This window comes from Chloroflexia bacterium SDU3-3 (assembly GCA_009268125.1).
GTDB lineage: Bacteria > Chloroflexota > Chloroflexia > Chloroflexales > Roseiflexaceae > SDU3-3.
Map to the genome: position 1 here is coordinate 413,233 of WBOU01000003.1, position 24,692 is coordinate 437,924.

Below are 24,692 nucleotides of genomic sequence, written 5' to 3' on the forward strand. Positions count from 1 at the left end.
ACTTCCAGCCCTCCCCCGCACAAAAACCACCGTCGATCATCATCGATCGCGCTATAGGGGGCAGCTCATGCCCTGCCTAGCAAGCTCGGCCTACATCGTGTCACCAAGGGCATAAACGGCATGCGTACTCCTAACAACATCGCGTGTCCTGCTCACCCAGCTATCGCAACATCCCGCCACAGCAAACGCGCTCTGTGTCCCGCGTTCCCCTAAGGAGGTTTCTATGCGCATGTCTTATCGGTGGAGCAGCGTGCTGCTCGCCGCCGCTCTTCTGTCTTCATGTAGCCCAGCGGCCCAGGTGCCCGCCAACCCTGCGACCACCGGCGTCGCTACCGTCGAGGCGACCCAGGCATCCGAGCCGCTTGCCATCCCAGCAAACTTTGCCGAAGCGCCAAGCCTATCGAAGCTGAGCCAGGCTGGCTCGCTGCCAGCAGTGGCCCAGCGCATCCCAGGGTCGCCCGTGGTGGTGCGGCCTAGCAACGAGGTCGGCAGCTACGGTGGAACGCTGCGCTTCGGCTTTGTGGGCCGTACACCCAGCTGGGGCGCGCTCTGGTTCATCGACGGCTGGGAGAATATGGTCAGCTGGAAATCCGATCTGTCGGGCGTGCAGCCCAATATCGTTGAGAGCTGGGAGTCCAGCGCCGATACGCGCGAGTACACCTTTAAGCTCCGCAAAGGCATGAAGTGGTCGGATGGCCAGCCTTTTACCGCCGACGACATTCTGTTCTACATCGACGATATCCTGTTTAACCCCGAGATCACAACCAATGGGCCGATCGCCGACTGGCTGCCGCAAGAAGATGCCGACCAGTTCAAAGCGGTGAAGATCGATGACTACACGGTCAAGTTTGTCTTCCCGCATTCCTACGGCACCTTCCTCTACAATCTCGCATCGTTCTCGGGCCGCCAGATCCCGTTCTACCCCAAGCACTACCTGCAGCAGTTCCATAAGAAGTATAACCCTAACGTCGATGAGCTAGTCGCCGCAGCAGGCAAGGAAAATTGGGTCGAGCTTTTCAACCAGAAGGCCTCCAACGACGTGATTTGGGACGACCCCGAGCGGCCCTCACTCTTCGCGTGGCTTGTGACCGAGCCGCTAGGCGATAGCAACCAGATCTCGCTTACCCGCAACCCCTACTACTGGAAGGTGGATACGCAGGGCAACCAGCTGCCCTATATCGACGAACTGCTGGGATTTTCCTACCAGGATGACGAGAACCGCACGTTTGCCATGAGCAACGGCGACCTGGATATGATCAAAGACCCAGGCGCATCCAACATGCTCACCTATATCTCGGCCATGGATGTGGACAAGCCCATCCGGGTCTATACCAACCACTCTGATGGCGCAAACACGCTCTCTATCCAGTTCAATCAGACGATCTCCGACACGGTGAAGGCGTTCATCTTTGCCGACAAGAACTTCCGTGTCGGTATGTCGTATGCCATCAACCGCCAGCAGATCATCGATCTGGCCTACTTTGGGCAGGGTGACCCGGCCCAGGTAGGTCCGCTTGAAAACTCTCCGCTTTATGTCGAAAAGCTGGCCAAGCAGTATATCGAATATGATGTCGCGCAGGCCAACCTGTACCTCGACAAGGTGATGCCGAAGAAAGATGCCGATGGCTACCGGCTCGGTCTAAACGGCAAGCGCTTCACCTTTGACCTATTTGTGCGCAACGATCTGAGCTACGGCAGCGGCTGGGTGCAGATCGCCGAAATGCTGATCGACGACTGGGCCAACGTTGGCGTCGATGTCAAGCTGCGCTCGATCCCCGAGGCCGAGTTCAATACCCTTGTCGATCAGAACGTCGTCGAAGGCGTGCTCGGCAGCGGCGAGGGCGGCGCGGGCATCTCGGCTATGCTCGACCCCCGCAATGTGGTGCCGATGGAATACAACGGCTATTTCGGCAACGGATGGTCGGCATGGCGCCTCAAGAGCGCCAGCCGCGTGCAGGTCATCCCCCCGGCCCATGTGCTTGCCATGCGCGGCGAATACGACGCGGTGATCGCGCTGCCCGATCAGGAGCAGCAGGTCGAAGCCATGAAAAAGCTCCTTGAGAAGTCTGCCGAGGATTTCTGGGTGATCGGCATCGCCCGCCCATCAGCAAGCTACGATGTCTTCAGCACACGGGTCGGAAACATCCCTAACGAGTGGACAACGGGCTGGCTCTACGGCGTGCAGAAGATCATTCTCCCCGAGCAATGGTACATTAAGGCACAGTAGCGCACCCGCACCAATGTTGGCAGAGGAACGGGGTTGAGGGCAGTTGCCCTCAACCCCGTTCCTCTGCCAGCACACCAAAACCTTACGGTGCCCAAATGGTTCGTGGCATCAAGTATTCTTACCGCGTTGGGTCCCCGATCTGGATGTGCCACGTTCGCACACCGCAAAGCCCCAGCACAGCCATCATGCTCTCCCCGCAACCCCGCATGTTCAGGAAGTAGCAGCCGTGGGGTGTGGGCGGCTGGCAGCCGCCCACACCTCGCGGTGTTAGGCTCCAAGCTCCGCTAGCACCTCGCCCACCGCCGCATCAAAGCCTGCCAGTGTCTCCTCGCGATCACGCTGTGTATGCGCCGCCGACAAAAAACCGCTTGACCCACGCATCAGATCCACGCCATGGTTTACCAGTGCCATACGTAGCAGGCCAATTGCCTGCGGGCTGCCGCCGCGCTTCAGCTCGGCCAGCGGCAGCGCAGGGTCGAGCGCGCCGGGGGTAAAGGGGATGCTCGCCCCGGCCAGCACATGGAAGATCGAGCCATCGCCATACACGGCCCAGCCCGCACACCCGCGTCGCCGCAGCACCTCGTTCATGCCAGCCACCAGCGCCACGCCCGACTCCTGCGCTGCCTGCAGGGCCGCACCATCGGCCACATGCTGCAGGGTGGCCACGCCCGCCGCCGCCGAGAGCGGGTTGGCGTTGAAGGTACCATTGTGGCGCACCTTCTGCTCGCGATTCCAAGCCGCATCGCCAAAGCTGAGCAAGCGCATCACATCGGCGCGCCCGCCCAGCGCACCGCCCGGCAGGCCGCCAGCCAGCACCTTGGCCAGCGTGGTGATATCGGGGGCAACGCCTGCGCGGGCTTGCTCGCCGCCAGGGCTGACCCGAAAACCTGTCACAACCTCGTCGCAGATCAGCAGCACGCCGTAGCGCTCGGTCAGGGCGCGCAGACCGCGCAGGAAGCCCTCGGGCAGCGGCACCATGCCATAGGATGCACCGGTCGGCTCTAGGATCACGGCGGCCACGTCGGCCCGCGCGCGCAGGGTCTGCTCCACCACCGCCAGGTCGGTGGGCAGCACCACGGTGGCATCAACGACCGCCGGAAGCACGCCGGGCGGCGGGGTGGAATCAGCGGTCATGCCATGGGCCAGGCCATCGTGCCAGCCGTGGAAGTGGCCGCTGAAGCGGACAATCGCGCTGCGCCCAGTGTAGGCGCGGGCGAGCCGGATGGCCATCATGGTGGCCTCGGTGCCCGATGCGGTGAAACGCAGCACCTCGATGCTCGGAAAGAGGCCCTGCACCAACTCGGCCCAGCGCAGCGCCAGCTCGTGCTCGGCACCATAGTGCGTGCCGCGCTCGATCTGGTGCTGCACCGCCGCCACCACATCTGGGTGGCCGTGGCCCAAGATCAGCGAGCCGTGTCCGGTCCAATAGTCGATCAGCTCATTCCCATCCACATCCCACTTCCGGCTGCCCTGGCTGCGCTCGACATACAGCCCAAAAGGGCTGGCCTGGCGCGCATCGTGCGTGAGGCCGCTGGGGAAGCGCCGCTGGGCCTGCTCGGCTAGCGCGAGTGAGCGGGCATGCCGCGATCGATAGGTGTCTAGAATGCTCACGGGGTTCTCCCTCTCTCCTATGCTACAATCACCGCAACCAGACCGATCGCATAGGAGTATACGCTATTATGCTACAGATTCGCCTTGCCCAGATATCAGACGCAGCCGAGATTCAGGCAATCTACGCGCCGTCCGTCGAACACTCACCGATCTCATTCGAGCTGGCCGCGCCCTCGGTCGAGGAAATGGCAGCGCGGGTCACCAAAACGATCAGGCAGCACCCTTGGCTTGTCTGCACCGACGGCAGCGCCATCTGCGGCTACGCCTACGCCTCCGAGCACCGCGAGCGGAAGGCGTACCAGTGGGCCACCACTGTCTCAGTCTATATCGACCAAACGTGGCGACGCCATCGCCTGGGCCGCGCGCTCTACACCGCACTGTTTGGGGTGCTGGCCGCGCAGGGCTACTACGCGGCATATGCGGGTATCACGTTGCCCAACGCAGGCAGCGTAGGCCTGCACGAGGCCATGGGGTTCACGCCTATCGGGGTCTACACCCAGGTGGGGTTTAAAGCCGGGGCCTGGCACGACGTGGGCTGGTGGCAGCGCGATATTCAGCCGCGCCAAGAGAACCCTGCCGACCCCACCCCCATCGGGCAGATCGTAGGCACCCCAGCCTGGCATGCCGCCATCGCCGCAGGCGAGCAGATCATAGCAAAAACCCACGAGCGCTAGGGCCCGTGGGTTTCGGTACGCGTCTTGCCAGCGCAGCGACGCTGCTACGCTACGGCACAATACATGTGACCCCCAGCAACAGCCGACCAGTGATGCGGCTGCGGACTTCCACCTTATAGGTGCCCGGCAGCTCGTGGAACGGCCCGAGGTGGATGATACCAAAGCCCCGATCATCCAGCTGACCGCCGCTGATCACGCGCCCGTCGAAGTTCACCAGATACGACTCGCGCTTCCTGCCAGTCACAACTAGGTCGGAAGTGCTGCCTGCCATGCATAGCGTCTGGCTGGTGGGCGAGGGCACCGGCGTCGGCGTCGGGGTTGGGGGCACCAGCGTCGGCGTCGGGGGGATGGTGGGCGTCAGCGTTGGCGGGATGGTAGCCGTGGGCGTTGGGGCCTCAGTTGGCGTCTGCGACGGGGTGGGGGTAGGAACCACCGGGCGGATGAGCAGCGATTTCTCGGCATAGCCGAGCATATAGTTGCGTGCCACCAACTGCACCTGCGCTGGCGCGCCAGCCCCACGGAATGGAAGACCGATACTGCCCGCTTGGACCGCCACCGGCGTATTGTTGATCTTCAGCTCAAGGATTGGCGAATTGCGCGTCCGCCAGTTGAGCATAAACGGCTCATTCTGCAGAGGCCGGTCTGGCGCAGTCTCAAGCACATCGATATACGGGCGGGAATGCAGCCACAGCAGCACCGCAAAGGCAAGCAGCAGCAGGGCCAGCGCCCCAACCCACCAGCGCGAGATCATCGCAAGCTGCTCAAGCTGCGCGGGGGTGCTCAGCGGCTCCAGATCGGTGCCCACCGTCTTCATATGCACGTTGAAGCGGTGGGTGATCGACTGGCCATACCAGCGCCGCCGGAGCGGCCACGCATACAGATCGGTCTTGGCCACCATGCCGGGCTTGATCTCGATCACATCATGCGCAAACTGGTAGTTCAGCGCCTCCTCGTCGTCGGTGGCACTGAGTGCAAACTTGGTGGTAGTATTGCCCGTATTGCGTATACTGATGCGGTAGCGCCCCTTATAGCGCCGCTTCACCCGCTTGGGCCGCATGTCGAATGTGCTACCCAAGAAGGGCAGCAGCGTCCACAGCGCCGGGGCAATATTTGACTCCAGAGGATTCTCGCGCGAGCGGACGCGGATGTTCACCGGGTAGTCGCCAGCCTCATACTCGGGCACGGCGGGCACCAGAATATTCAGGCTCACAGTGGCTTGCACGCCTGGGTTTAGCTGCACCATCGGCGGGTCGCCCACGATCCACTTCGGCGACACACCCTCAACCGTCACAGTGAAGTGATCGACCGTGTTGCCCATATTGGACAGGGTCATGCGGAAGGTGCCTGGCTTGCCTGGCGTCAGCACCAGGGTATCCTGATCAAGCGCAATGCCGATCCGGTAGCTGAGCGACTCATCGGTGCTGCTCACCACCGCTGCCGCCTTTGCCGCCACCGCCGGAGCAGCGGCCCGCAGCCCATCATCAACTATTAGGTTAGGTGTAGCAGTGGCAGGAGCAACCTTTTCAAGGCTCACGGCCTCTAGCCGCAGCCAATATGAGCCAAGGCGGATAGGCGAATCCCAGTTCCACTGCGTGCTCTGCTCGGGTGCGAGCGGCGCATTGCCCACCAGCACATTGTTCTGCTGCGACATGTTCGAGACCACCGCAGCGCTGCCATCCCAATCCACCTGAACGTGCAGCGGGGCCATCGTCGGGTCGGAAAGCACGATATCGCTATTGGGTGCGCGGCCAATGCGCATCCCCTCGCCCGTCAGATCAGCCGTCTTCACCGAGCGGCCATACTGGTCAAGCACGCTCACCTGGGGCACAAACGGCCCGCTGATGGCCGGAGCACTGGCAGTGGCCGCCGCGCGCACCGCCTTGGGGCGCGCCTGCACGCGCGGCGCAAACGAGGGGCTGTTCAGCAGCGCCGTCAGGTGATCGGCCAGCACCGACATGGTCGGGAAACGATCCGCAGGGCGCTTGGCGAGGCACTGCAGAATGATAGCCTCAAGGGTCGGCGGCAGCGTCGGCACCAGCTGGCGGGGCGGGGTCGGCGGGGTGTACACATGGCGGTAGATCGCGGCCTCAAGCGACTTGGCCTCAAAGGGCGGGCTGCCTGTGGTCAGCTCGTAGAGGATCACGCCCAGCGCGTAGATATCAGCGCGGTGATCAAGCTCAAGGCCCTGGCAGCGTTCGGGCGGCATGGCATAGATCAGCGAGTCTGGCCAGATCTGCTCTTCCGACATAGTGCGTAGCGCCACCCAGGCGAACCCTGCATCGCTGATCTTGAGCGTGTAGTCGGTATCGCTCTGATTCTGGTACTGCACCAGCATCAGGTTTGCTGGCTTCACAGAGCCGTGGATCAGGTGCTGGGCGTGAATGTACTCAAGGCCTACCGCAGCTTGGCGCACCAGATCAAGGCCCTGCCGGAGCGGGATAGCCGCCGCGCCGCGCCGCTGCAGCAGATTGCGCAGCGTGCCGTCGGGCAGCCACTCCATCACCACATAGCACAAGTCATCCACTCGGCCCGCATCCAGCACGCTGATAATGTTGGGGTGCTTGAGCACCTTCAGCGAATCGGCCTGCTCGGCAAAGTTCGCGGCGAAAAATGGCTCGTAGGCAAGATCATCGCTGATGATCTTCATCGCCGCGACCGTATCATTTTCGATATGGAGCGCCCGATAGACATCGCCGGTCTCGCTCTCGCCCATATAGGTCTCAAGCTTATAGCCAGCGATCGTCTTGCCCACAAGCTCCATCGGCGCACGCCGCACCAGCGGCTTGCGATCAGGCAGGGTAAAATCAAGCGCAGCAGCACCAGCAGCAGCAGCGCTAGGCAGCGCAGACATACCAGCCGCTAGGGCCACAGTGCTCCCCGTCGCCGAGGGCGGCTGTCCAGCGTCAGATGCCAGATCCACAGTTTCCGCCACAAGATCGGGCGCAGCAGCGCCGTGGGCCGCAGCCTGCACATCCGTGTCGTGCGGCAGCTCATCTAGCACGGTCTCATCTGAAACTGATACTGCGGCAGCTGACCCAGGCAGGGTATCGTCACCGCTATCGCTACGATCAGACCCCACGTCCGGCTGCGCATCCTGAGCTTCCAGCGCCTGGGTCTGCTCGCTCAGCGCCTGGGTCTGCTCGGCAGTCGCGCCAGACGTGGCATCGAGCGACTGGGTCTGCTCAGCCAATGCCTGAGTCTGTCCGCTCAGCGCCTGAGTTTCCTCGGCAGCCGCGCCAGACGTAGCATCGAGCGCCTGGGTCTGCTCAGCCAATGCCTGGGTCTGCCCGCTCAGCGCCTGGGTCTGCTCAGAGGAGAGGACAGCCAGCCCGGCAGCACCAAACCCGGCAGTACCGAGAGCAGCGCCGCCAAGGCCAGGCCGAGGAACCCGAATGGGACTAGCAAGCAGCTCGGGGGGGATAAATGGTGCGAGAGCATTTGCAACATCCACCATCGCAGCAAAGCGATCGGCGGGGCTCTTTGCTAGGCAGCGCAGGGCAACCTGCTCAAGCACCTCGGGGATCTGATCATTCAACTGGCGGGGTGGCAGGGGCTGGGTGTAGACATGGCGAAACACCGCAGCATCAACCGTGCTAACCTGGAAGGGCGGCTGGCCACACAACAAGGTATAGAGCAGCGAGCCAAGCGCGTAGATATCCACCCGCTCGTCTAGCTCCACACCCTGGCAGCGCTCCGGTGCCATAGCGTAGGTCAGCGAGTCGCTCCAGAGGTTCGAGGCACCATCGCTATGCAGCGCCAGCCAGGCAACGCCAAAGTCGGAAACCTTGATTCGAGGGACATCGCCGTTCTGGGCAATGAAGATGCTGTGGGGGGTGAGGCTACCATGGACAAAGCCCTGGTTATGCGCATACTCCAGCGCTTTGGCCACCTGCCAAATGATACCCACCCGCGCGGCGGGCGCAAGTCGAAATGCCGACCCATCGTCAAGCATGCCGCTCAGCGTGCCATGCTCAAGCTGCTCCATGGCTACAAAGCATGAGGCATCATAGATGCCTGTGTCGATCACCTCGGTGCAGTACGGGTTGCGCAGGGCGCGCACCGCCGCGCCTTGGAAGCGAAACGATGCGCGAAAGGAGGGATCTTGGGCGAGAGACTCATGAAGCAGAGTCAGCAGCACCGGGCGCTCGAACGATGCGCTGAACGCCCGGTAGGTGTCGCCAATCTCGCCATGATCGATCAGTTCCTCAAGCTCGTAACCGCCGAGCGTTGTTATCTGGTCCTTTAGCATGGGCACACTGCAATCATGGCTATAGGGATACGGAAAGACTTAGGGCCGTCAGAGAGCACGCACAGCCCCTGTTTTCGCTGAGACACCTTGTTAATTAGGATAGGTTATCGTCGCACAATCAGCGGCAGGAACTTCTATTGAATGATCGGTAGTCTGAGCACAGACCTTATATTCAACACCCTGAACAGGATCGGTACTACCATCTCCCGAATCTCCGTTCACAAACAGACCTCCAAACTCAAGATAGCTATTGCCATTCCAGGGTTCTGGAGTACGCGTTTTCGTAATAGTGGAGTTTCGATGGAAATGCGTATTAGGCTGAGCTAGCAACTCTATGTTATAGCTTGTAAAGTTATCCACATGGCCAGCATCATCAGTAGCCTGCACCTGCAAAGTAAATCTATACTCAAAATTGTAATTATTGTTAGCTGGGTAGATCTCAATAGTTTTATCAAGAAACCTCAGCTTATTTGCCGTAATAGAGAATGTGGCGCTTTCGCCTTTAACAATCCCTAAAGAAGGCACAGCCTCAGCAGTAAGCTTATACTCCGAACGAAGATTTTCCACGTATAGGCCGTTAATCAGTGCAACACCATTGATCACCGGAAAATCTGTTACGGAAAGTATCCCGCCGTTATTAATAGATAAGGTCAAAGTAGTATTGAGGGTCTTATCTTCCTCATTGCTGTTTGACGAATCTGTAGCAATGACCTTTATCTGCGAAAACGGTTCCATTGCCTTTCTAGTAGTTGGCTGAACAACAAAGGCATAGCGGTTGGCTGTTATATTAAACTCCTGCGTAGATGCAGATGCCAAACCATCAACATTAGCAGTCAGTTTCACATTCTGGCCAACATTCTTGATACCGAGCTTATCAAATGTAGACACACCACTCAGGGGAGTTCGGCTTACAGAGGTCTTATCTGCGCCATTATCCTGGAGTGTACCTTTATTTGTTGTGATCTTAATTGCCGTAGAAAAATTAGGATCAGGGTTACCATCCTCTCCAGTAGCAGCCACCTTCAGGTTGAAACCATTCTTATCCGTGATATACGCTCCCGCCGGAGTATTCTTCACCTCGTCTTCGAGGAACACCAGCTTGCTTGCCGTGATCTTAAAATCGTTGCTGGCCACGTCAGCAAGCCCAGCCGTGCTGAGATCCTTCGCAATGAACTTATAGCCATCGTCGGCGGTGGGGAACGAGGTAATAGTAAATTTTCGCTGGCCAGGTATAGCCAAGCCATCTGGAGGCGTGGTTTTATCCGCCCCGCTCTTGCCAGGACCAAAGCCATCTACTATCGAACCCGGGCTATCGACATCAAGGTCAAGCTGCGAGTTGTCGAATGTCGCATCAACGGTATTGAACTCATCAGTCGCTGCAATGATGACCGTGCCAACGGCCTCATTTGACTTAAATGAGTTAGACGACGGCTGCTGCTTGAAAAAGAGCTTATTCGCTGTGACATTAAAAGGATCAGTTGCAGCATTAGTTAGCGAACCACTGCTTGCAATAAACCTATAGTCAGCGTCTGTCCACTTGATCTTCTTCTGAATATCCGACAGGTCAAACACCACCGTGCCATCACCTACAGCACCGTTGCCAGTTGGTGTTTTCGTTAGCTCAAAGCCATTCTGATCGGAGACAGAGACTATGGTACCCGAGGGGAAAGCTAGGTTGAGCTTTATCTGCTGCTTATAGGTGGTATCTTCGGTACCTTCATCATCGGTTGCTTGAACACGCACGGTCTCGGTTGGTGCGAAAGAAGTTCCTGCCTTAATATTATTGATAGTCTTCGTGCCACCAATAATTCGCAGCTGATTTGCTGTAATATTGAACTTCGCACCATCCAGCATGTCAAACTTATTATCTTTATCCTTTGCGTGGATCTGATAATCTTGACCGATCTTCGCGATGCTAAGCGAGCTTGAGAATGTCGCAACACCCTGGACAGCCTTCTTCTCAAGGCTCTCGCCATTGGGAACTGTTATAGTAGCAGCGGGGTTTCCGCCCGAAAGGCTCAGCTTAATAGTCCCATCAAAGGTTGTATCGGTTGTTGAGAAATCATCAACAGCCCGTACTTTAATAGACCCAAGCGAAGCGCCAGCAGCTTTACTCGTAACCTCAGAGTAAAATTCAAGCTGATTAGCCGTTATGTTAAAAGCTGAGCTTTGCTGAGTAGCTATATTATTGCAAGAGCCAGCATTATCATTTTGCACATCGCCAATCAATCGATAGTCCAAGCCAACATACGCCATCGACAGATTATTGAATGTAGCCTTGCCATTTTGCACTGTGGCAGTGTCGCCAGATACAGTAGCGGAAGCATGGCCACCACTCTTAGTCATCTTTAGCTGTTTATTGTTACATCCATCGACAATATTACCGCCAGCATCAACAACAGCTACAATGATGTCGCCGTTATTCTCATCTTTGATCTTCTCATCCGCAACCGTATCTTCCGGCTCAGTCAGGTACCGCAGGGCAGCCGCCTGACCCTTGACAACCTGGAATGCAGGGTTGCTCAACGCCTGGACCAAATTGCCCTCTTGAGAGCTAGCACGCAAGATAAAGCCCGTACCTGCGCAATCAATACGGAGATCTGTAAAGATAGCACTTCCTTCGGCATTAACGGGCACGCTTATCGTACCAGTTAGAGTAGCTGTCGAGAAAAGCGTAGCATCTGTGCAATTCCCCGCATTTATCTCAATCTTGATGAGATCGCCCGTCTTGGTCTTCACCACATTGCCTTTTTCATCCTGCACCTGCACCGCAATCTGCGACATCGTCTTTCCAGCGATCGCGCTACCGGGCACATCCAAGAAGGCCAGTTTCTTGGCAGGAAGCGGCGTAGGTGTGAAGGTAGGAGACGCGGTCGGCGTGTTTGTCGGCGTGTTGCTCGGCGTGGGCGTGATACTCGGCGTGGGTGTAACCGTGAACGTCGGGGTAGGGGTGCTCGTGCCAGGAGGCAGCACCACCTGCGTCTGGGTAGGCGTGGGCGTGATGGTAGGTGTTGGCGTGAGCGTCGGCGTTGGTGTGGCGCTCGGGGTATAGGTAGGGGTATTTGTCGGCGCGGTGGTAGCGGTTGGATCTTCATCCTCGTCCTTGCTACCGTTGCCGCTGCTACCGTTGCCGCTGCTATCATCATTGCTGCCATTGCTGCCGTTGCTGCCGTTGCCGCCGTTTGCGCCACCTGAGCCATTTGTATTGCCAGCGGATGCCACACCATTGCTTGTCAATGGAGCGCCGCCGTTCGCAAACAAAACCACCTGGGCCACCTGGGTCTGCATCTGCTCCACCGAACTGCTCACCGCATCAGCCGCAGCATCTTTGATCGACTGCTGCTCCTCTTCGTCTTTCGAGCGGCTCTCATCCTTCGTCGGCTCTGGCAGCGAGATCGCAAGAGCATCATCGAATGTAGGGGATGGGATCAGCCCTGGTGTTGCAGACACAGGAGTGGCATTAGACAAATCATATTCGTTAGCAGAGGCCTGTGTGGCCTTGGCGTTGTTGAGCAAGAAGAACATGCCAGCCACCAGTAGCAGCGGGATGGCAATCGCAACTGGCAGAATCCAGGCAGGGCGCGGCGCGCTCTGGATCAACTGGGCGCTCTCAAGTGTCTCTGGGCCATCGCCAGCCTGAGCGTAGACTGAGAACGAGTAGTTCTGAACCTTGTTGGTGGGATTCTCCTGCGGCTGCACCATCAGGGTCACCCGCTCGGAAGCGCCAGGCTCGATAGTGAAGCGCGTGCGATCAAACTGATAGTCCAGCCCCGGCTGGTCGTTGCCAGCGCGCAGCGAGAAGGTCTCGGCCTCGTTGCCTGCATTCTGCACAATGGCGATGTAGCTAGCAGGCCGGATGCCGCGCACCGACTGCTTGCGCGGCTTCAGCTCAAGCGCCACGCCGGGGAAGGGCTGCACTGTCCACGAGGCCTCGACCGAGCTAAACAGCTCGGGGTCTTGTGGCGAGATGGCCTTGAGAATGACATTGTAGAGCCCGGCACGCGCGCTGGCCTCTTTTGGCACGATGATTTTGATAGGCACGCTGATCTGGCCGTTGGCGGGCACGCTCAGCTCGCGGTTGGGCAGGTTCAGCCAACTCGCAGGGATGCCCTCCACCGCAAGCGTGCGCACCTCTTCGAAGGCCTGTCGATTCGACAGGATCAGAACGGCGAGCTCGGTCTGCCCAGGGTTCAGCTCAAGGGTCGATCGACCGCCATCGATCGCAATATCGATGCCATTGGGCTTGCTGCTGAGCGCGGCGGCAGCGGCCACAGGTACGGCAGCTGCAAGCGGCTGGTTCTGGCCCTGCTGAGTGCGTGGGTCAGTCAGGCGAATGCGGTACTGGCCAATCCGCATGGTGCTGCCCATGGGCCACGCGCGCGGCGTATTGGGCGTAAGCGGGCTATCGTTGATCTGGGTGCCGCCGCGGCTGCCCAGATCGGTGACGATCACCTGATCGCCTTGGCGGGTGATGCGCACGTGGAAGCGGCCCACGCCATCGCCGCTCAGCACCACCTGATTGCTGGGGGCCTGGCCGATGGTCAGGATATCATCAGTGAGCGATGCGCTCTGCACCGTCTCGCCACGGGAGCCAAAGATATCGAGCCGAGGCGCTGAAGTATCGTCATACTCATCACGTGCCGCGTTAGTATCAACTGCAGAATGATATGTCATGGCTGATCACTCCAGCGCAAATGCGCAATAATTTCCGTGACAACAATATAGCAGAACTACTCAGAAATAACATCAATAATATAGCCGATATGAGCCGGTTTGTGTAGTAGGATCGTCTGCTCAAGTAGGGTTTTATCGATCGGCTGATCGGGCGCGTTCTGAACACGAACCCGTATCGTAAACGGCGCGTTTGGCTCATCGCTGATCTCCGGCACTACACCGATCACCAGCTGGATGATCCGCGCCAGGCCATAGCGGGTACCGCGCCACTTATACATATCCATGGCCTCGTTAAGCAGATCTCGCTGCCGCGACTCGGGGCTATGGATATCCATCGGTATAGTCAGCCACTGGGCCAGCAGGGGCAGGAAGCGCGCGGGGGCCGTATCGGGATCAAAGTACATCTCGATATGATCCTGGCGCTGCTCTAGCGGCTCCCAGATCGCCTCAAAGATCTGCAGGTAGCGGCCCAGAAAGTCGCTGTCGTGGTAGATCACCGGCAGGTCGCGCAGGTAGCGGCTGTAGGGGCCAAACGGCTGCGGCGGCGGGAAGGTGCGCCGCGGCGGTTTCAGCGGCGCGGGCGGGGCCACCGTACCACGGGCGGCGCTCTCGCCCCCGATCACGGGCTGGCTCTCCTCGGCGGATACACCTGGGCCATCGAAGGAGATCTCGAAGGGGCCAATACGCACCACCGCGCTGGGCAGCAGCGGCTGGGGCTGGTGGGGCAGCACCTGCATCCCGCCGATAAAAGTGCCCGAGCTGCTGCCGAGATCGGTGAGGGTGAGGCCCAGCTCGTCGATGCGCAGCTCGGCGTGCTGGCGCGACACCTGGGGGTGCGGCAGCGACAGCCCGTTGTCGGGGGTGCGGCCAATGAGAATAACCGACTGGACAAGCGGCAAGGTATGGACGACCTGGCCCTCAAGCCGAACGATAAGATGTAGGTTTTCTGTCGTCATGATTCTGCTATCTGTCCAGCACTAGGCATGAACCTCAACCGCGTGCTGATATGAGCATATGAGCGCCTGCGGCGGCACATCCAGCCGACCGATCACCGGCTGGCCACCACCAGATCGGCCAGGCTCGCGCACCAGGATCTGCACGTCTTCGACAAACTCGATCTGGGGCACGCCCTGCAGCAGGCCATAGATCTCGGAGATGTGCAGGTGGCGGCCAAAAGGCCAGCCTTTGCCATGTGGCCCGCCGATATAGGGGTTGAGGTAGCGATAGAGCGCTGTCTCGGCGCTGCGCTGGATCTCGTTGAGGATGGTGGCATCGTTCCGCACGCGGGCCTGGAGCTTGGCTTGGACTGAAACCCAGATATACTCGGGTGCGCGCACATCGAGCTGGGTGCCTATCACACAGCGCTCGCTGAGCTGGGCCATCACCGCGCTGCGCAGCTCGGCGGAGAGCAGCAGCTCTTCGGGCACCACCTGGATGTCCTCGTTGCGACTCTCGGGCAGCACCAGCACGCTCACGTGGCCGGGGGCGATATCGCCAGGCTGGCCGGGCTGCGCCCCTGGCGCGAGGCAGCGGGCGCGCGCCACAAACTTGACCTGCTCGGCTAGGTACTCGAAATCATCGGCGGTGACAGCGCGCTGGCGTGTGCGCAGGTACTGCGGCACGCGCAGCTTGGCATCTTCTAGCGTCTGCGCATCGCGCCCGCCGGTGGCAGGCATGCGATTGATAATTCGCGCCACGTAGGGGATGGATGTTTTCAGGATCGAGATAGCGCCGCGCGGCACATTGCCCGCTATGCCGCCGCCATACTGGTAGCGGCTGAAGATCAGCTCGCTATCTTTCACCGGCACCACACCGAAGCGGAACACCGAGCCATCGGGCTGCAGCAGCGCCGGGCCAAGCGTCAGCGTGCCATCGTTGTTATCAAGCGTATAGTGGCGATCCTCGTTCTGCGAGTCGGCAAAATCGAGCACCTCCTGCCACTGCTGCGGCTCGCCGCCGGGCGGCACGATCAGCAGGTGGTCGCGGGCGGTATCGCGCGAGAGGATCGGCGTGTGGCTCAGCTGGAAGATCTGCCCTGGGGTGCCATCGCTGCGGCCCAGGTGCTCGTCGGTGATCGTGGTGGCGTGGCGCGACACCGAGGTGCCGCCGCGCGTCTCGATCTGCAGCGAGAGGATCTCGGGCGACACGCGGTAGCGGTTACCCTCGCGCTGTGCCTCGGTGAGGCGGCAGCGCAGCCAGAAGGCGGTGACACCCTGGATGGCGTCCTCCACCATCGGCGGAAGATGCAGGATGATCTCGCCGTTCTGGTTAAAGCCGCCGGTACCATCAAACTCAACCTCGCACGGCACCCAGCGGCCATCGAGCGCACCCTGCCAGACCTGCCACTCGATCGGCGGGTTCTTGGGGTCAACACCTGCACCACCGGCAGTGTCGCACTCGATCACGAGGGCCAGCACATGGTTGCCGTGATCTTTCTCGAACGCGATGTAGAAGGCATCGCCTGGGTTCAGTGCCGAGGGAAACATCACCGCGCCCTGGCCGCCAAAGCCCATCGCGCGCATATCGTGCATGTTCCAGGTGCCGCCGCGTCCAGCAGCGCGGGTGTACAGGCCCTTGATCACCGGCGGGCGCAGCACCAGGTCGGCCTCGGTGGTGAAGATGATCGCGTCGGTGGTCTCGGTGCGCACGGTGGCCGACTCGGTGTCGGCGGGGATCACCACATCGATCGGCTGTGGTGCGGCCAGGTAGAAGGTGACTGGCACGCTTGCGGCGCGCGGCGGCTCAAGCTGGAGGCCCAGCAGGTTCAGGAAGGTGATGTACATCTTCTCGGGAACCTGATTGACCCGGTACAGCAGCATCTCGGTCATCCACGCAAAAAGCTCGATCAGGGTAACACCCGGATCGCTCACGTTATGATCGGTCCACTCAGGGCAGAACTGCGGGATCATGCGCTTAGCCTGATCCACAATATCCTGAAATTTTTTGTCGTCAAGGTCGGCAGTCGGCAGAGGCATTTAATCTTCCCCAGGAATGCGGTAGAAGGGAAACACGAGCGAGCGTCGGTCGTGTGTGGTTTTGATCTCGTAGTCGATCTCGATCAGCAGGCGCTCTGGCTGCGCGGGGTCTGGCTCGACGCGCACCTCGACGACCGAGATACGCGGCTCCCACATTTCCAGCGCCTCGTGCACATAGTACTCGGCCAGACCTGCGGTGGTGGTATCGTTTGGCGCAAAAATCAGATCGTGGATCTGGCAGCCAAATTTTGGCCGCATCACCCGCTGGCCCTTGGGGGTCAGCAGGATGATGCGGATGGCCTGCTCAATATCGCGCTCGTGGTAGGCCAGGGCCATGCTCCCCCGCGCATCGGTCCCCACGGGGAAGGCCCAGCCCGATCCAAGGAAATCGCTCATCAGCCGCTATCCCCCAATCATCACGGTAGATGCCCCAACGATATGGCAGGTGGGGGCATCGGCAGGGTCGTTGCATGTCGTCACTGGGTCGCCGATCCGCGCCGCCGGCTTGCCGTTGATCTTCACCGTGGTGCTGGCCATGCTCACCGAGCCCTGGTTGGAGGGTGGGCGCTGGAACGACACGCCAGGAGGCGTAGGGATATGCGGCGGCATATTGTGGGCGATGCTGCCCAGAACCGCTGCGGGCAGGCCGTCGATCTTGACGGTGGGGCTGAGGTTCGTATCCAGCGGCCCAGAAAAGGGGTGCGGGAGCGGCGTGGGCACGAGGCTCGTGCCCGCCGGAACCATGACGATATGGGTATCGATGCCCACCGCTAGATCGTTCTGCTTTGCTGCTGGTTTGCCCATGGTTGCCTCAGTTCAGATTGATCATCGAGCCCTTGATGTTGGTGACCGCCGAGGACTTGACATCGGTGCCGGTGCTGCTGGAAAGCTCGGCCTTGCCGTTGGCCTTGATCGACACGTTGCCCTGGGCCTCCAGCGACATGTTGCCCTGGGCCTTCATAGTGATATCTTTCTTGGCCTCGACGATCAGGCTCTTGTCGGTCTTGATCGTTACGTCGCCCTTCATCGTGATCTCAAGAGTGCCAGGCTTGGTAGTGATGATAATCGAGTTATTATCTTTATCGATAATCGAGATACCAGCCGCACCATCGCTATCATCAATGATGAACTTGTGGCCGATGCGCGAGTAGAAGGTGCGCTGGATGACCTTGCCGCCGCTCACTGCCTTGTCGGTGGTGTTGGGCGGGGCATCCTTGCCATTCCACAGGCCGCCGATCACAAACGGGCGATCCAGATCGCCCTGCTCGAAGCCCACCAGGACCTCATCGTTGATCTCGGGCAGGATGTGGGTGCCGCGGTTGTTGCCACCACCCGTGCTGACCAGGCGCGCCCAGTAAGTAGTGTGGTCGTTGGTGAGCCAGGGCAGCTTCACCTTCACACGGCCCATCTTGTCAGGGTCGATGTTGTCGGTAACAATGCCGATCATCAGGCCCTGCATCGGCGAGATCGTCTCGCGCTCGGGGAGCAGCTTGGCCAGCAGCGCAGCAGCATTCATGCCCGAGACCTGGAACTCGGTGACATAGCCCTCTTTGCCATCGTAGCGATGCACCACGCCTGTGACAATATAGGTGCCGCTGAAGCGCGTGCCAACATTGGTAATCTTGAGCTTGGTGCCCGCCTTGATGGCCGGATTGCCCGCGCACGAGCCTTCAGCCTCGACATATTGGCTAGTGTGGCGGTCGAGCGCGGCCTGGGCCATCTTCTTGGCGGCATCCTGCGTCTCGATCCGGCAGTCGCTGATCTGGGTCTCGGCGCTGTACGAGTAGAATTTCTTGTAAGCTGCGCCGATCTTGGGGGTCACATCGGAAGTGGGCTTCTCGGCCTGGCCGATGATCTCCTGCTTCTTCTTGATGTCCCAGCTGCGCACCGTGACCTTACCGATATGGCCCTTGCCCGCCAGACGCGGCTGGAAGGTCATCAGGGTATCGTTCCACTTAACCTCGGCCTCCTGGGTACTGGCGGGGGCCTTGCAGCAGAGCTTCTTGGCATCGGCGTAGAGCCACATGCCCAGCCGCGCGATGCGCTGCTGTAGGAACTCTAGGTTTGACTGGTTGGTCTGCAGCACATGCGGGTGCACCTCGGATGTAGCGGTGGCATCGGGCGAGAGACCAACCTCGGATGCGATCTTCGATACCAGATCGCTATCCTTCACATTCTGGAACGACCGAGTGTGCGTGCCGTGGGCAAGGCGGTGCAGCCGATCGAAGGCGCGCACGATCAGGCGCTGGGTGCGATCGACAAACTCCGGCTCCATCTCCACGATCTCGCCATCGAAGACCACCGTCTTCTCCATCAGCACCTGGATGTCGGCCCCTGGCTCAAAGGTGGAGCTGTCGGTGATAGCCAGATGTGGGTCGCTGAAGATGATCGTGGCCATGCTGGGCATGTGGAGCGTGCCCTCGATGCGGACCTCTTCAATGGCGCTGGCGATGTTCGGCTGAATATCGCTGCCGCCAACCTTCACATAGAACTGGTTGATATGTTTGGTGCTATTAGTCATTGGGGATCACCAGCACCGTTCCCGGCGTCAAGCGCCGAACATTGGTCAGATTGTTTGCCCGCGCAATCGGACGCCAGTTGGTGGATGTGCCGTACATCTTGAAGGCGATCCACGCCAGCGTATCGCCAGCGCTCACGGTCCAAACGCGCTCGCCACCCTCGCCGCCCGAGGTGGGGTTCTGATTCTCCAGCTGCTTTCGATCCTTCACCTGCTGGAAGCTCACATCGAGCGTGGCGCGCACCGGCGTGCCATCGTCGAGGAAGAGCGTGAACTTCTGGGTGATGCTGGTGATGATCGCATCGAAGGTCCAGCTTTTGCCCCACTGGAAGCGCACCATGGGCGGGCGTCCACGCTTGGTCTTGGTATCCACAAGCGAGGGCAGCACTTCCATCAGCATGCAGACCGGCTCGGTATACATGCGCACATTGCGTTTCTCCGCATAGGTATCGAAGAAGAGCTGCATGGTCAGGGTCGAGGGGTCGCCGCTGGTGAAGCTGATCGGCGGCGCATCCTTGCCCGTCGAGTTGTCGACCTTCCACGAATTCTTCTTGCTGAAGCTATATTCGGTCGGGTTGAACATGCATGGGATGAATGCGCCCGTTTCCATATTGATGATGAGCGCCTTGGTAAGACTGAGACCGGGCATGGCAATTCTCCTTTGCGCTTACCAGCCGCCGCCGCGACGACGTTCGGCGGCCAGACGCTGCTTGAGTGCGCTGTAGACCTGTCGGGCGAGCGTATCCAGATCGACATCGGGCTGGGCCACGCTTGAGTCGCCGCCAGACTGCGAGGACTCCGTTGCGGGTTTGGCAGCCTCGATGTGCCCTTCTTCCGAGGCCAGCTGGATCTGGCCTGCGCCATTGGCAGCAGGGGCGGCAATCGCTGGCGCGGGCGGTGCCGAGGGCATCACGGTGCGAGTCGAGCGATCGGGCTGGCTCGGTGCCTGCGGCTGCGGCGCGGCCTGGTCGGCGGGCTGCGCAAAAGACTGGTCGAGCCATGTGGGCAGCGGCTCCCACGGTGCGGGCAGGTTGCCCCAATCGGTAGGCGTTCGGCTCGAAGGCGTTGCGGCACCTGGCTGCTGGCCACGGATGTTCATCGCCGGGATGGCCGGATCGTTTGGGGTTGAGGCGACGGTCTGTCCAAGGCGCTGGGTGCTGGTCGGCTGGGTCGAGGCGACCGATGGCTGCTGGTTGTAGATCTGAGCAGCGGCAGCGACATCGGCCTCAACCGAGCGCGCGATAGTCTCCTCGTTGGCCGCAACTGCATTCTGACGAGTCACGCGGGGCGTGGGCGGCACAAAGCGGGGGTTCTGGCCACGGGCCACGTGGGTCAGCTCGTGGGCCAGCAGGCCCATAGCGCGCGGCGCTGTCTCGCTCTCATTCCCCCCGATCACCACCGACTGCTGGTCGGTGAGGGCCTCGGCCTGGTAGCTGGCGGCCAACTGCGCGGCCTGCGGGCCACGATAAACTGGCACATCGCCAGGATCGAAGCCAAGAATAGGCTGCAGGAAGCGGCGCGTGGTCTCGCGAAGCGGTGTGGGAGCCACTCCAGCCAGCGCATTTGCGATCGGTCCTGCATCGGAGGCCTGCTGGCTTGGGGCTGGCGCGGCCTGCTGCGGCTGGGCCGTGGGCGCGGTCTGCGGCTGGGCTGTGGGCGCATTCCGGCCTGGCGTGGCCTGCTGCGGCTGGGCCGTGGGTGCATTCTGACCCGGCGCAGCCTGCTGCGGCTGGGCCGTGGGTGCATTCTGACCCGGGGTAGCCTGCTGCGGCTGGGCCGTGGGCGCATTCTGACCCGGCGCGGTCTGCTGCCGCTGGGCGGCTTGAACAGGCGGCTCAGCGCTCTGGGCAAGCCCAGCCTGCTGGTCGATGGGAAGGCCAGCAGCTGATGGCTCCTGCGGCGCAGGCGTTACGGCAGCGGCTGGCTCATCGGGCAGGCCAGCATTGAGGCGCTCGTGCCGCTGGAAGCGGCGCGCCCATGCGGCGGGAGATCCAGGCTCAGGCGCTGCGCTGGGCGCGGCGGCCTGCGGCGCAGCCTCCGGTGTAGGTGGCTGGCTCACTGGCACCGGCTGCTGTGCTGCTAGCTCTGCAGGCGCTGGCTCATCTGGGGCGCTTGTCAGGCGCTGGTGGCGCTGCATCCGCAACGCCCACGCCTGGGCCGAGTCGGGGTCCAGCGTTGTAGGATCGACCTGTAGGGGCGTGGGCGCAGGCCCTGGGCGCAGATCGCGCCGCATGCGCTCCATCACACGCTGCACCTCAGGCGACACCGGCGCTGCATCCGGTGCCGCTGTGGGCTGGCTCGCTGGCTCGCTGGCTCGCTGGCGAGCTTGCTCCATAAATCGCTGCGCCTCTGCCGACACCGGGCGCTCTTCGGCTGTGCTGGGAGCAGGCTCAGGGGCGCTGTTGGCGCGCTGGCGCATCCGCTCCATAAACCGCTGCGCCTCTGCCGACACCGGGCGGTTCTCCCAAAAGCTCGGCTGCTCAGGGGCGCTGTTGGCGCGCTGGCGCATCCGCTCCATAAACCGCTGCGCCTCTGCCGACACCGGGCGGTTCTCCAGCGCAGGATTATTTTGGTCGGTAGCCTGGGTCATGTTCCGGCGCATGCGCTCCATCACCTTGCGCACCTGCTCGGGAACATCAGGGGCGATCTCGGGGAAGCTATTTGCTGGCGCATCGGCCTGCTGCGGCGCAACCTGCTGCGGCGCGGGCGCATCGGTCTGCTGCGCAGGCGCAGCCTGCGGCTGGGCGGTCTGCTGCGACACAGGCGCATTGGCCTGCGGCTGGGCGGTCTGCTGCGGCACAGGCGCATTGGCCTGCGGCTGGGCGGTCTGCTGCGGCACAGGCGCATTGGCCTGCGGCTGGGCGGTCTGCTGCTGCGCGGGCGCATCGGCCTGCGGCTGCACCACCTGCTGTGGTGCAGTGCTCGGCTGTGCCATCTCAGGGGGTGCGACCTGCAGCTCGCCTGACGGCTCAAGCTCATCAGTCGGAGCCTCTTTATCCACCGCCCGCAGATCAGCCTTTGGCTGCCGCCGCCCCGATGAGCGCTGGCGCGGCTTTGTCGAATCAGGCGATGTCGCCGAATCAAGCTGTTCTGCATTCACATCAGGCTGCGATGCGGCCACCTGCTGGCTCGGCCCGGTATCCGCGCTCGGCTGCGATGCGGCCTCCGGCACCACCGGCGAGGAGGGCTGGACATCCACATCGTGGGCCTCGCTCATGCGGCGGCCCATGGGGACGCGTGCGCGCGGGCGCGGAGCCGCAGGAGCGGCCTCTGCGCTCGGCTCCTGGATCGCAGATGAGATATCAGCTTGGGGTGCGGCGCTCGACTGCTGTGGCGCAACCTGCTGGCTCGGCGCAACATCACGGCCTGCCTGCTGCGGCGCGACCTGCTGGCTTGGTGCGACATCCTGGCCCGCCTGCTGTGGCGCGGTAGTTGGCTGGGCTACCGGCACATTCTGGCTCGGCGCAACCTGCTGGCTTGGAGCCACATCACGGCCTAGCTGCTGGGACGCGGTAGTGGGCTGCGGCGCAACCTGCTGGCTTGGTGCCACATCACGGCCTAGCTGCTGCGGCGCAGTAGTTGGCTGCGACGCGACCTGCTGGCTTGGAGCCACATCCTGGCCCGCCTGCTGTGGCGTGGTAGTTGGCTGCGGCGCGAGCTGCTGGCTTGGAGCCACATCATGGCCCGCCTGCTGTGGCGCGGTGGTTGGCTGGGCTACTGGCACATTCTGGCTCGGCGCGAGCTGCTGGCTTGGAGCCACATCCTGGCTCACCTGCTGCGGCACGGCGCTCGGCGGCTGCACCACGCTCGGCGGCCGAGCCGCCTGCTGGCTCGGCGCAACATCCTGGCCCACCTGCTGCGGCACGGCGCTCGGCGGCTGCACCGAGGCACGGTAGTCGGCGAGATCGGACTGAGGCAGAGGTGGCATGGCCTGCTGTGGCAGATCGGGCTGTAGCAACGGCTCGCCGAAGAGCGACTCGATGGCGGGCAGCACATCGGGCGAGGGGGCAAACGCATCGCCCGAGAAATCAACTGGCAGCTCCCGCATAGGCTCAAGCGGCTGCTCAGCATCTTCCCACGGCATAGTCGCCAGCGGGGCTGCCATCGCCGCCACAGGAGCATCAGATGCTTGCATCTGGGGCATCAGCTGGGGCGCAACAAAGCGCACCTGGCCTTCGGAGGCTTGAGGTAGAGATGATTGAGAGCCGAGCAGCGGGTGGCGCGCGATCAGCGACCGCGCCAGCTCGCGCTGGTGGCGTATGCGACTGAGCAGCAGTTGATCTCTCATGATTTATCCAATCTGCAACCCTGCGTGGGCCAGCTCAAGAGTCTCGATAGCTACCGAGTTCGCTTTCGCATCAAACTGAGGGCCGATCCAGCGCACCGGAAAGGCGTTGAGAAAGTTCCAGCGGGCGATCTCGTTGCCTTCCATGTCATACATCACCAGCGAGAGATTGCGGCGCTTGATCTTCTTGCCCCCAACGATGTCCATATACCACTTGAACATATCGCTCTTGCCGATCACGCCGCGCTTCAGCGTGATATTCCCCACGCGGGTTCGGCCAGGCAGGCGGTGGACAAAGCCATTGTTGCCACCCTCAGCGTACTCCATCACCTCGGTCTCAACCTGCAGGCCGCTCACCTCGGTGAAGACCGCGTGTGCGACACCATCGATCAGCACATAAAATCGATTGTTGGTATAGCTTTTCGCCGAAACACTTGTCATGATCGTTTCCTTCCACCTTGTTTCACCTGTCCGGTGCGCGCATTGGAGAGCCGGACATCTTCTTGAAACAGCCGGTAGACCTTCTCGGCGAGCTTTTTAACATCGATCTGATCGGCCTTCGGCTGCGCGCTGTTTGAGCTGGGTGGCTGCTTCGTCATAGCTTATGAATCCAGATCGAGCATAAAGTGAGTGCCGCAGGAAGGGCATGCCGTCTCGACCACATTACCGCCGCTGCTATTCACTCGACTATAGAGTTGCTGAAGATAGATAAAATCGCTCGCAAAGAGCTGCTCAACCACGGCCACCCCTGGGCGATTGATCGTACCCAGCTTGGTGAGGACGCGGCCCAGCAGCAGCACTGGCAGATACGCCTCGTTGGTCCGCACCCGCGGGTCGCCGAGTGGCTCGATCTCGTCGAGCGCGGTCGCCCGACGCATCACGCCCTGGCGATGCAGGGTGCCCCGCTCATCGACGAATCCGCAGGGCAGCGTGAAGTCAAATTCTGTTTGCAGCATAGTGGCGGTATATGCGGCATAGGGCAGCGGCGCTCCTACGAGCGATCCGCTGCCCTACGCCGCACCCCTATTACATCACGCGCTCGTACGCCTCGATCGCGAGCTCCAGCTCCTCGACCGCGATCTCGTTCGAGGTCGCGTTCACCGAAGGGCCGTTCAGCTTGCAGGGCCAGGCGTTCACAAAATTCCAGCGGGCGATCTCGCGGCCATCGTGCGAGTAAAGCACCAGCGAGCCGTTCTTGCGGGCCTCGTTGATCTTGCCTTCCTCGACCACCTTGCGCCACTTCCACATGTCCATGTCGTCGGTGATGCCCTGCTTGAGCTGGACGTTGTTGATCTTCAGGTTGCCGGCCAGCTTCTTCAGGCGATACTTGCCATCCGGGCCCACAGCCTTGTCGTCAACAACCTCGTTCTCGCTGCCGAGGCCCGAGCACTCGCGGAAAGCGCCGGTGATCTTGCCCTGGAACTCAAGGGCGAACCAGGGTGAAAGGAATGCATCGATTTCGGGCATGACTGTACTCCT

At 61.2% G+C, this 24,692-nt stretch carries 15 protein-coding genes; 2 read left to right on the forward strand and 13 right to left on the reverse strand.

The genetic code is table 11. The features are described 5' to 3' along the window. The first annotated feature begins 223 nt into the window (after positions 1-223). Positions 224-2,227: an ABC transporter substrate-binding protein gene (locus tag F8S13_06945; protein ID KAB8144599.1), complete on the forward strand. Its 2,004-nt coding sequence runs from the start codon at positions 224-226 to the stop codon at positions 2,225-2,227. A gap of 267 nt (positions 2,228-2,494) precedes the next feature. Here F8S13_06945 and F8S13_06950 read toward each other — a convergent pair whose 3' ends face one another. Next, positions 2,495-3,838, reverse strand: a complete 1,344-nt coding sequence (locus tag F8S13_06950) for an aminotransferase class III-fold pyridoxal phosphate-dependent enzyme (protein KAB8144600.1) — start codon at positions 3,836-3,838, stop codon at positions 2,495-2,497. A 68-nt stretch (positions 3,839-3,906) separates the two neighbouring features. On the opposite strand from F8S13_06950, the gene F8S13_06955 reads away from it, so the two are divergent. Further along, positions 3,907-4,512: an N-acetyltransferase gene (locus tag F8S13_06955; GenBank protein KAB8144601.1), complete on the forward strand. Its 606-nt coding sequence runs from the start codon at positions 3,907-3,909 to the stop codon at positions 4,510-4,512. A 49-nt stretch (positions 4,513-4,561) separates the two neighbouring features. Here F8S13_06955 and F8S13_06960 read toward each other — a convergent pair whose 3' ends face one another. The 12 genes from F8S13_06960 to F8S13_07015 all read right to left on the reverse strand — a co-directional run bounded on the left by F8S13_06960 (position 4,562) and on the right by F8S13_07015 (position 24,680). Beyond that, positions 4,562-8,761, reverse strand: coding sequence for a protein kinase (locus F8S13_06960; protein KAB8144602.1), 4,200 nt, complete (start codon positions 8,759-8,761; stop codon positions 4,562-4,564). A 90-nt stretch (positions 8,762-8,851) separates the two neighbouring features. Beyond that, complete coding sequence (locus F8S13_06965; GenBank protein KAB8144603.1) at positions 8,852-13,435, reverse strand: FHA domain-containing protein; 4,584 nt, start codon at positions 13,433-13,435, stop codon at positions 8,852-8,854. A 56-nt stretch (positions 13,436-13,491) separates the two neighbouring features. Next, positions 13,492-14,391, reverse strand: a complete 900-nt coding sequence (locus F8S13_06970) for an FHA domain-containing protein (protein KAB8144604.1) — start codon at positions 14,389-14,391, stop codon at positions 13,492-13,494. Positions 14,392-14,412: 21 nt separating this feature from the next. Next, positions 14,413-16,410, reverse strand: a complete 1,998-nt coding sequence (locus F8S13_06975) for a putative baseplate assembly protein (GenBank protein ID KAB8144605.1) — start codon at positions 16,408-16,410, stop codon at positions 14,413-14,415. Then, complete coding sequence (locus F8S13_06980) at positions 16,411-16,806, reverse strand: GPW/gp25 family protein (protein KAB8144606.1); 396 nt, start codon at positions 16,804-16,806, stop codon at positions 16,411-16,413. 6 nt (positions 16,807-16,812) lie between these two features. Continuing rightward, positions 16,813-17,214, reverse strand: a complete 402-nt coding sequence (locus F8S13_06985; protein ID KAB8144607.1) for a hypothetical protein — start codon at positions 17,212-17,214, stop codon at positions 16,813-16,815. Between the two features lie 7 nt (positions 17,215-17,221). Then, the gene (locus F8S13_06990; GenBank protein ID KAB8144608.1) at positions 17,222-18,931 is read right to left on the reverse strand and encodes a VgrG-related protein; all 1,710 of its coding nucleotides are present in this window, start codon (positions 18,929-18,931) and stop codon (positions 17,222-17,224) included. Continuing rightward, entirely contained in the window at positions 18,924-19,577 is a 654-nt protein-coding gene (locus F8S13_06995) for a LysM peptidoglycan-binding domain-containing protein (protein ID KAB8144609.1), read from the reverse strand. The genes F8S13_06990 and F8S13_06995 overlap by 8 nt, the downstream gene beginning before the upstream one ends. Before the next feature lie 18 nt (positions 19,578-19,595). After that, positions 19,596-23,216, reverse strand: coding sequence for a DUF4157 domain-containing protein (locus tag F8S13_07000; protein KAB8144610.1), 3,621 nt, complete (start codon positions 23,214-23,216; stop codon positions 19,596-19,598). Positions 23,217-23,219: 3 nt separating this feature from the next. Then, positions 23,220-23,654 (reverse strand): phage tail protein, encoded by a 435-nt coding sequence (locus F8S13_07005; GenBank protein ID KAB8144611.1) that lies wholly within the window; start codon positions 23,652-23,654, stop codon positions 23,220-23,222. A 161-nt stretch (positions 23,655-23,815) separates the two neighbouring features. Further along, positions 23,816-24,169 carry a phage tail assembly protein gene (locus tag F8S13_07010; GenBank protein KAB8144612.1) on the reverse strand — a complete coding sequence of 118 codons (354 nt, stop codon included), beginning with the start codon at positions 24,167-24,169 and terminating at the stop codon, positions 23,816-23,818. 70 nt (positions 24,170-24,239) lie between these two features. Beyond that, positions 24,240-24,680, reverse strand: a complete 441-nt coding sequence (locus F8S13_07015; GenBank protein KAB8144613.1) for a phage tail protein — start codon at positions 24,678-24,680, stop codon at positions 24,240-24,242. Positions 24,681-24,692 lie beyond the last annotated feature (12 nt).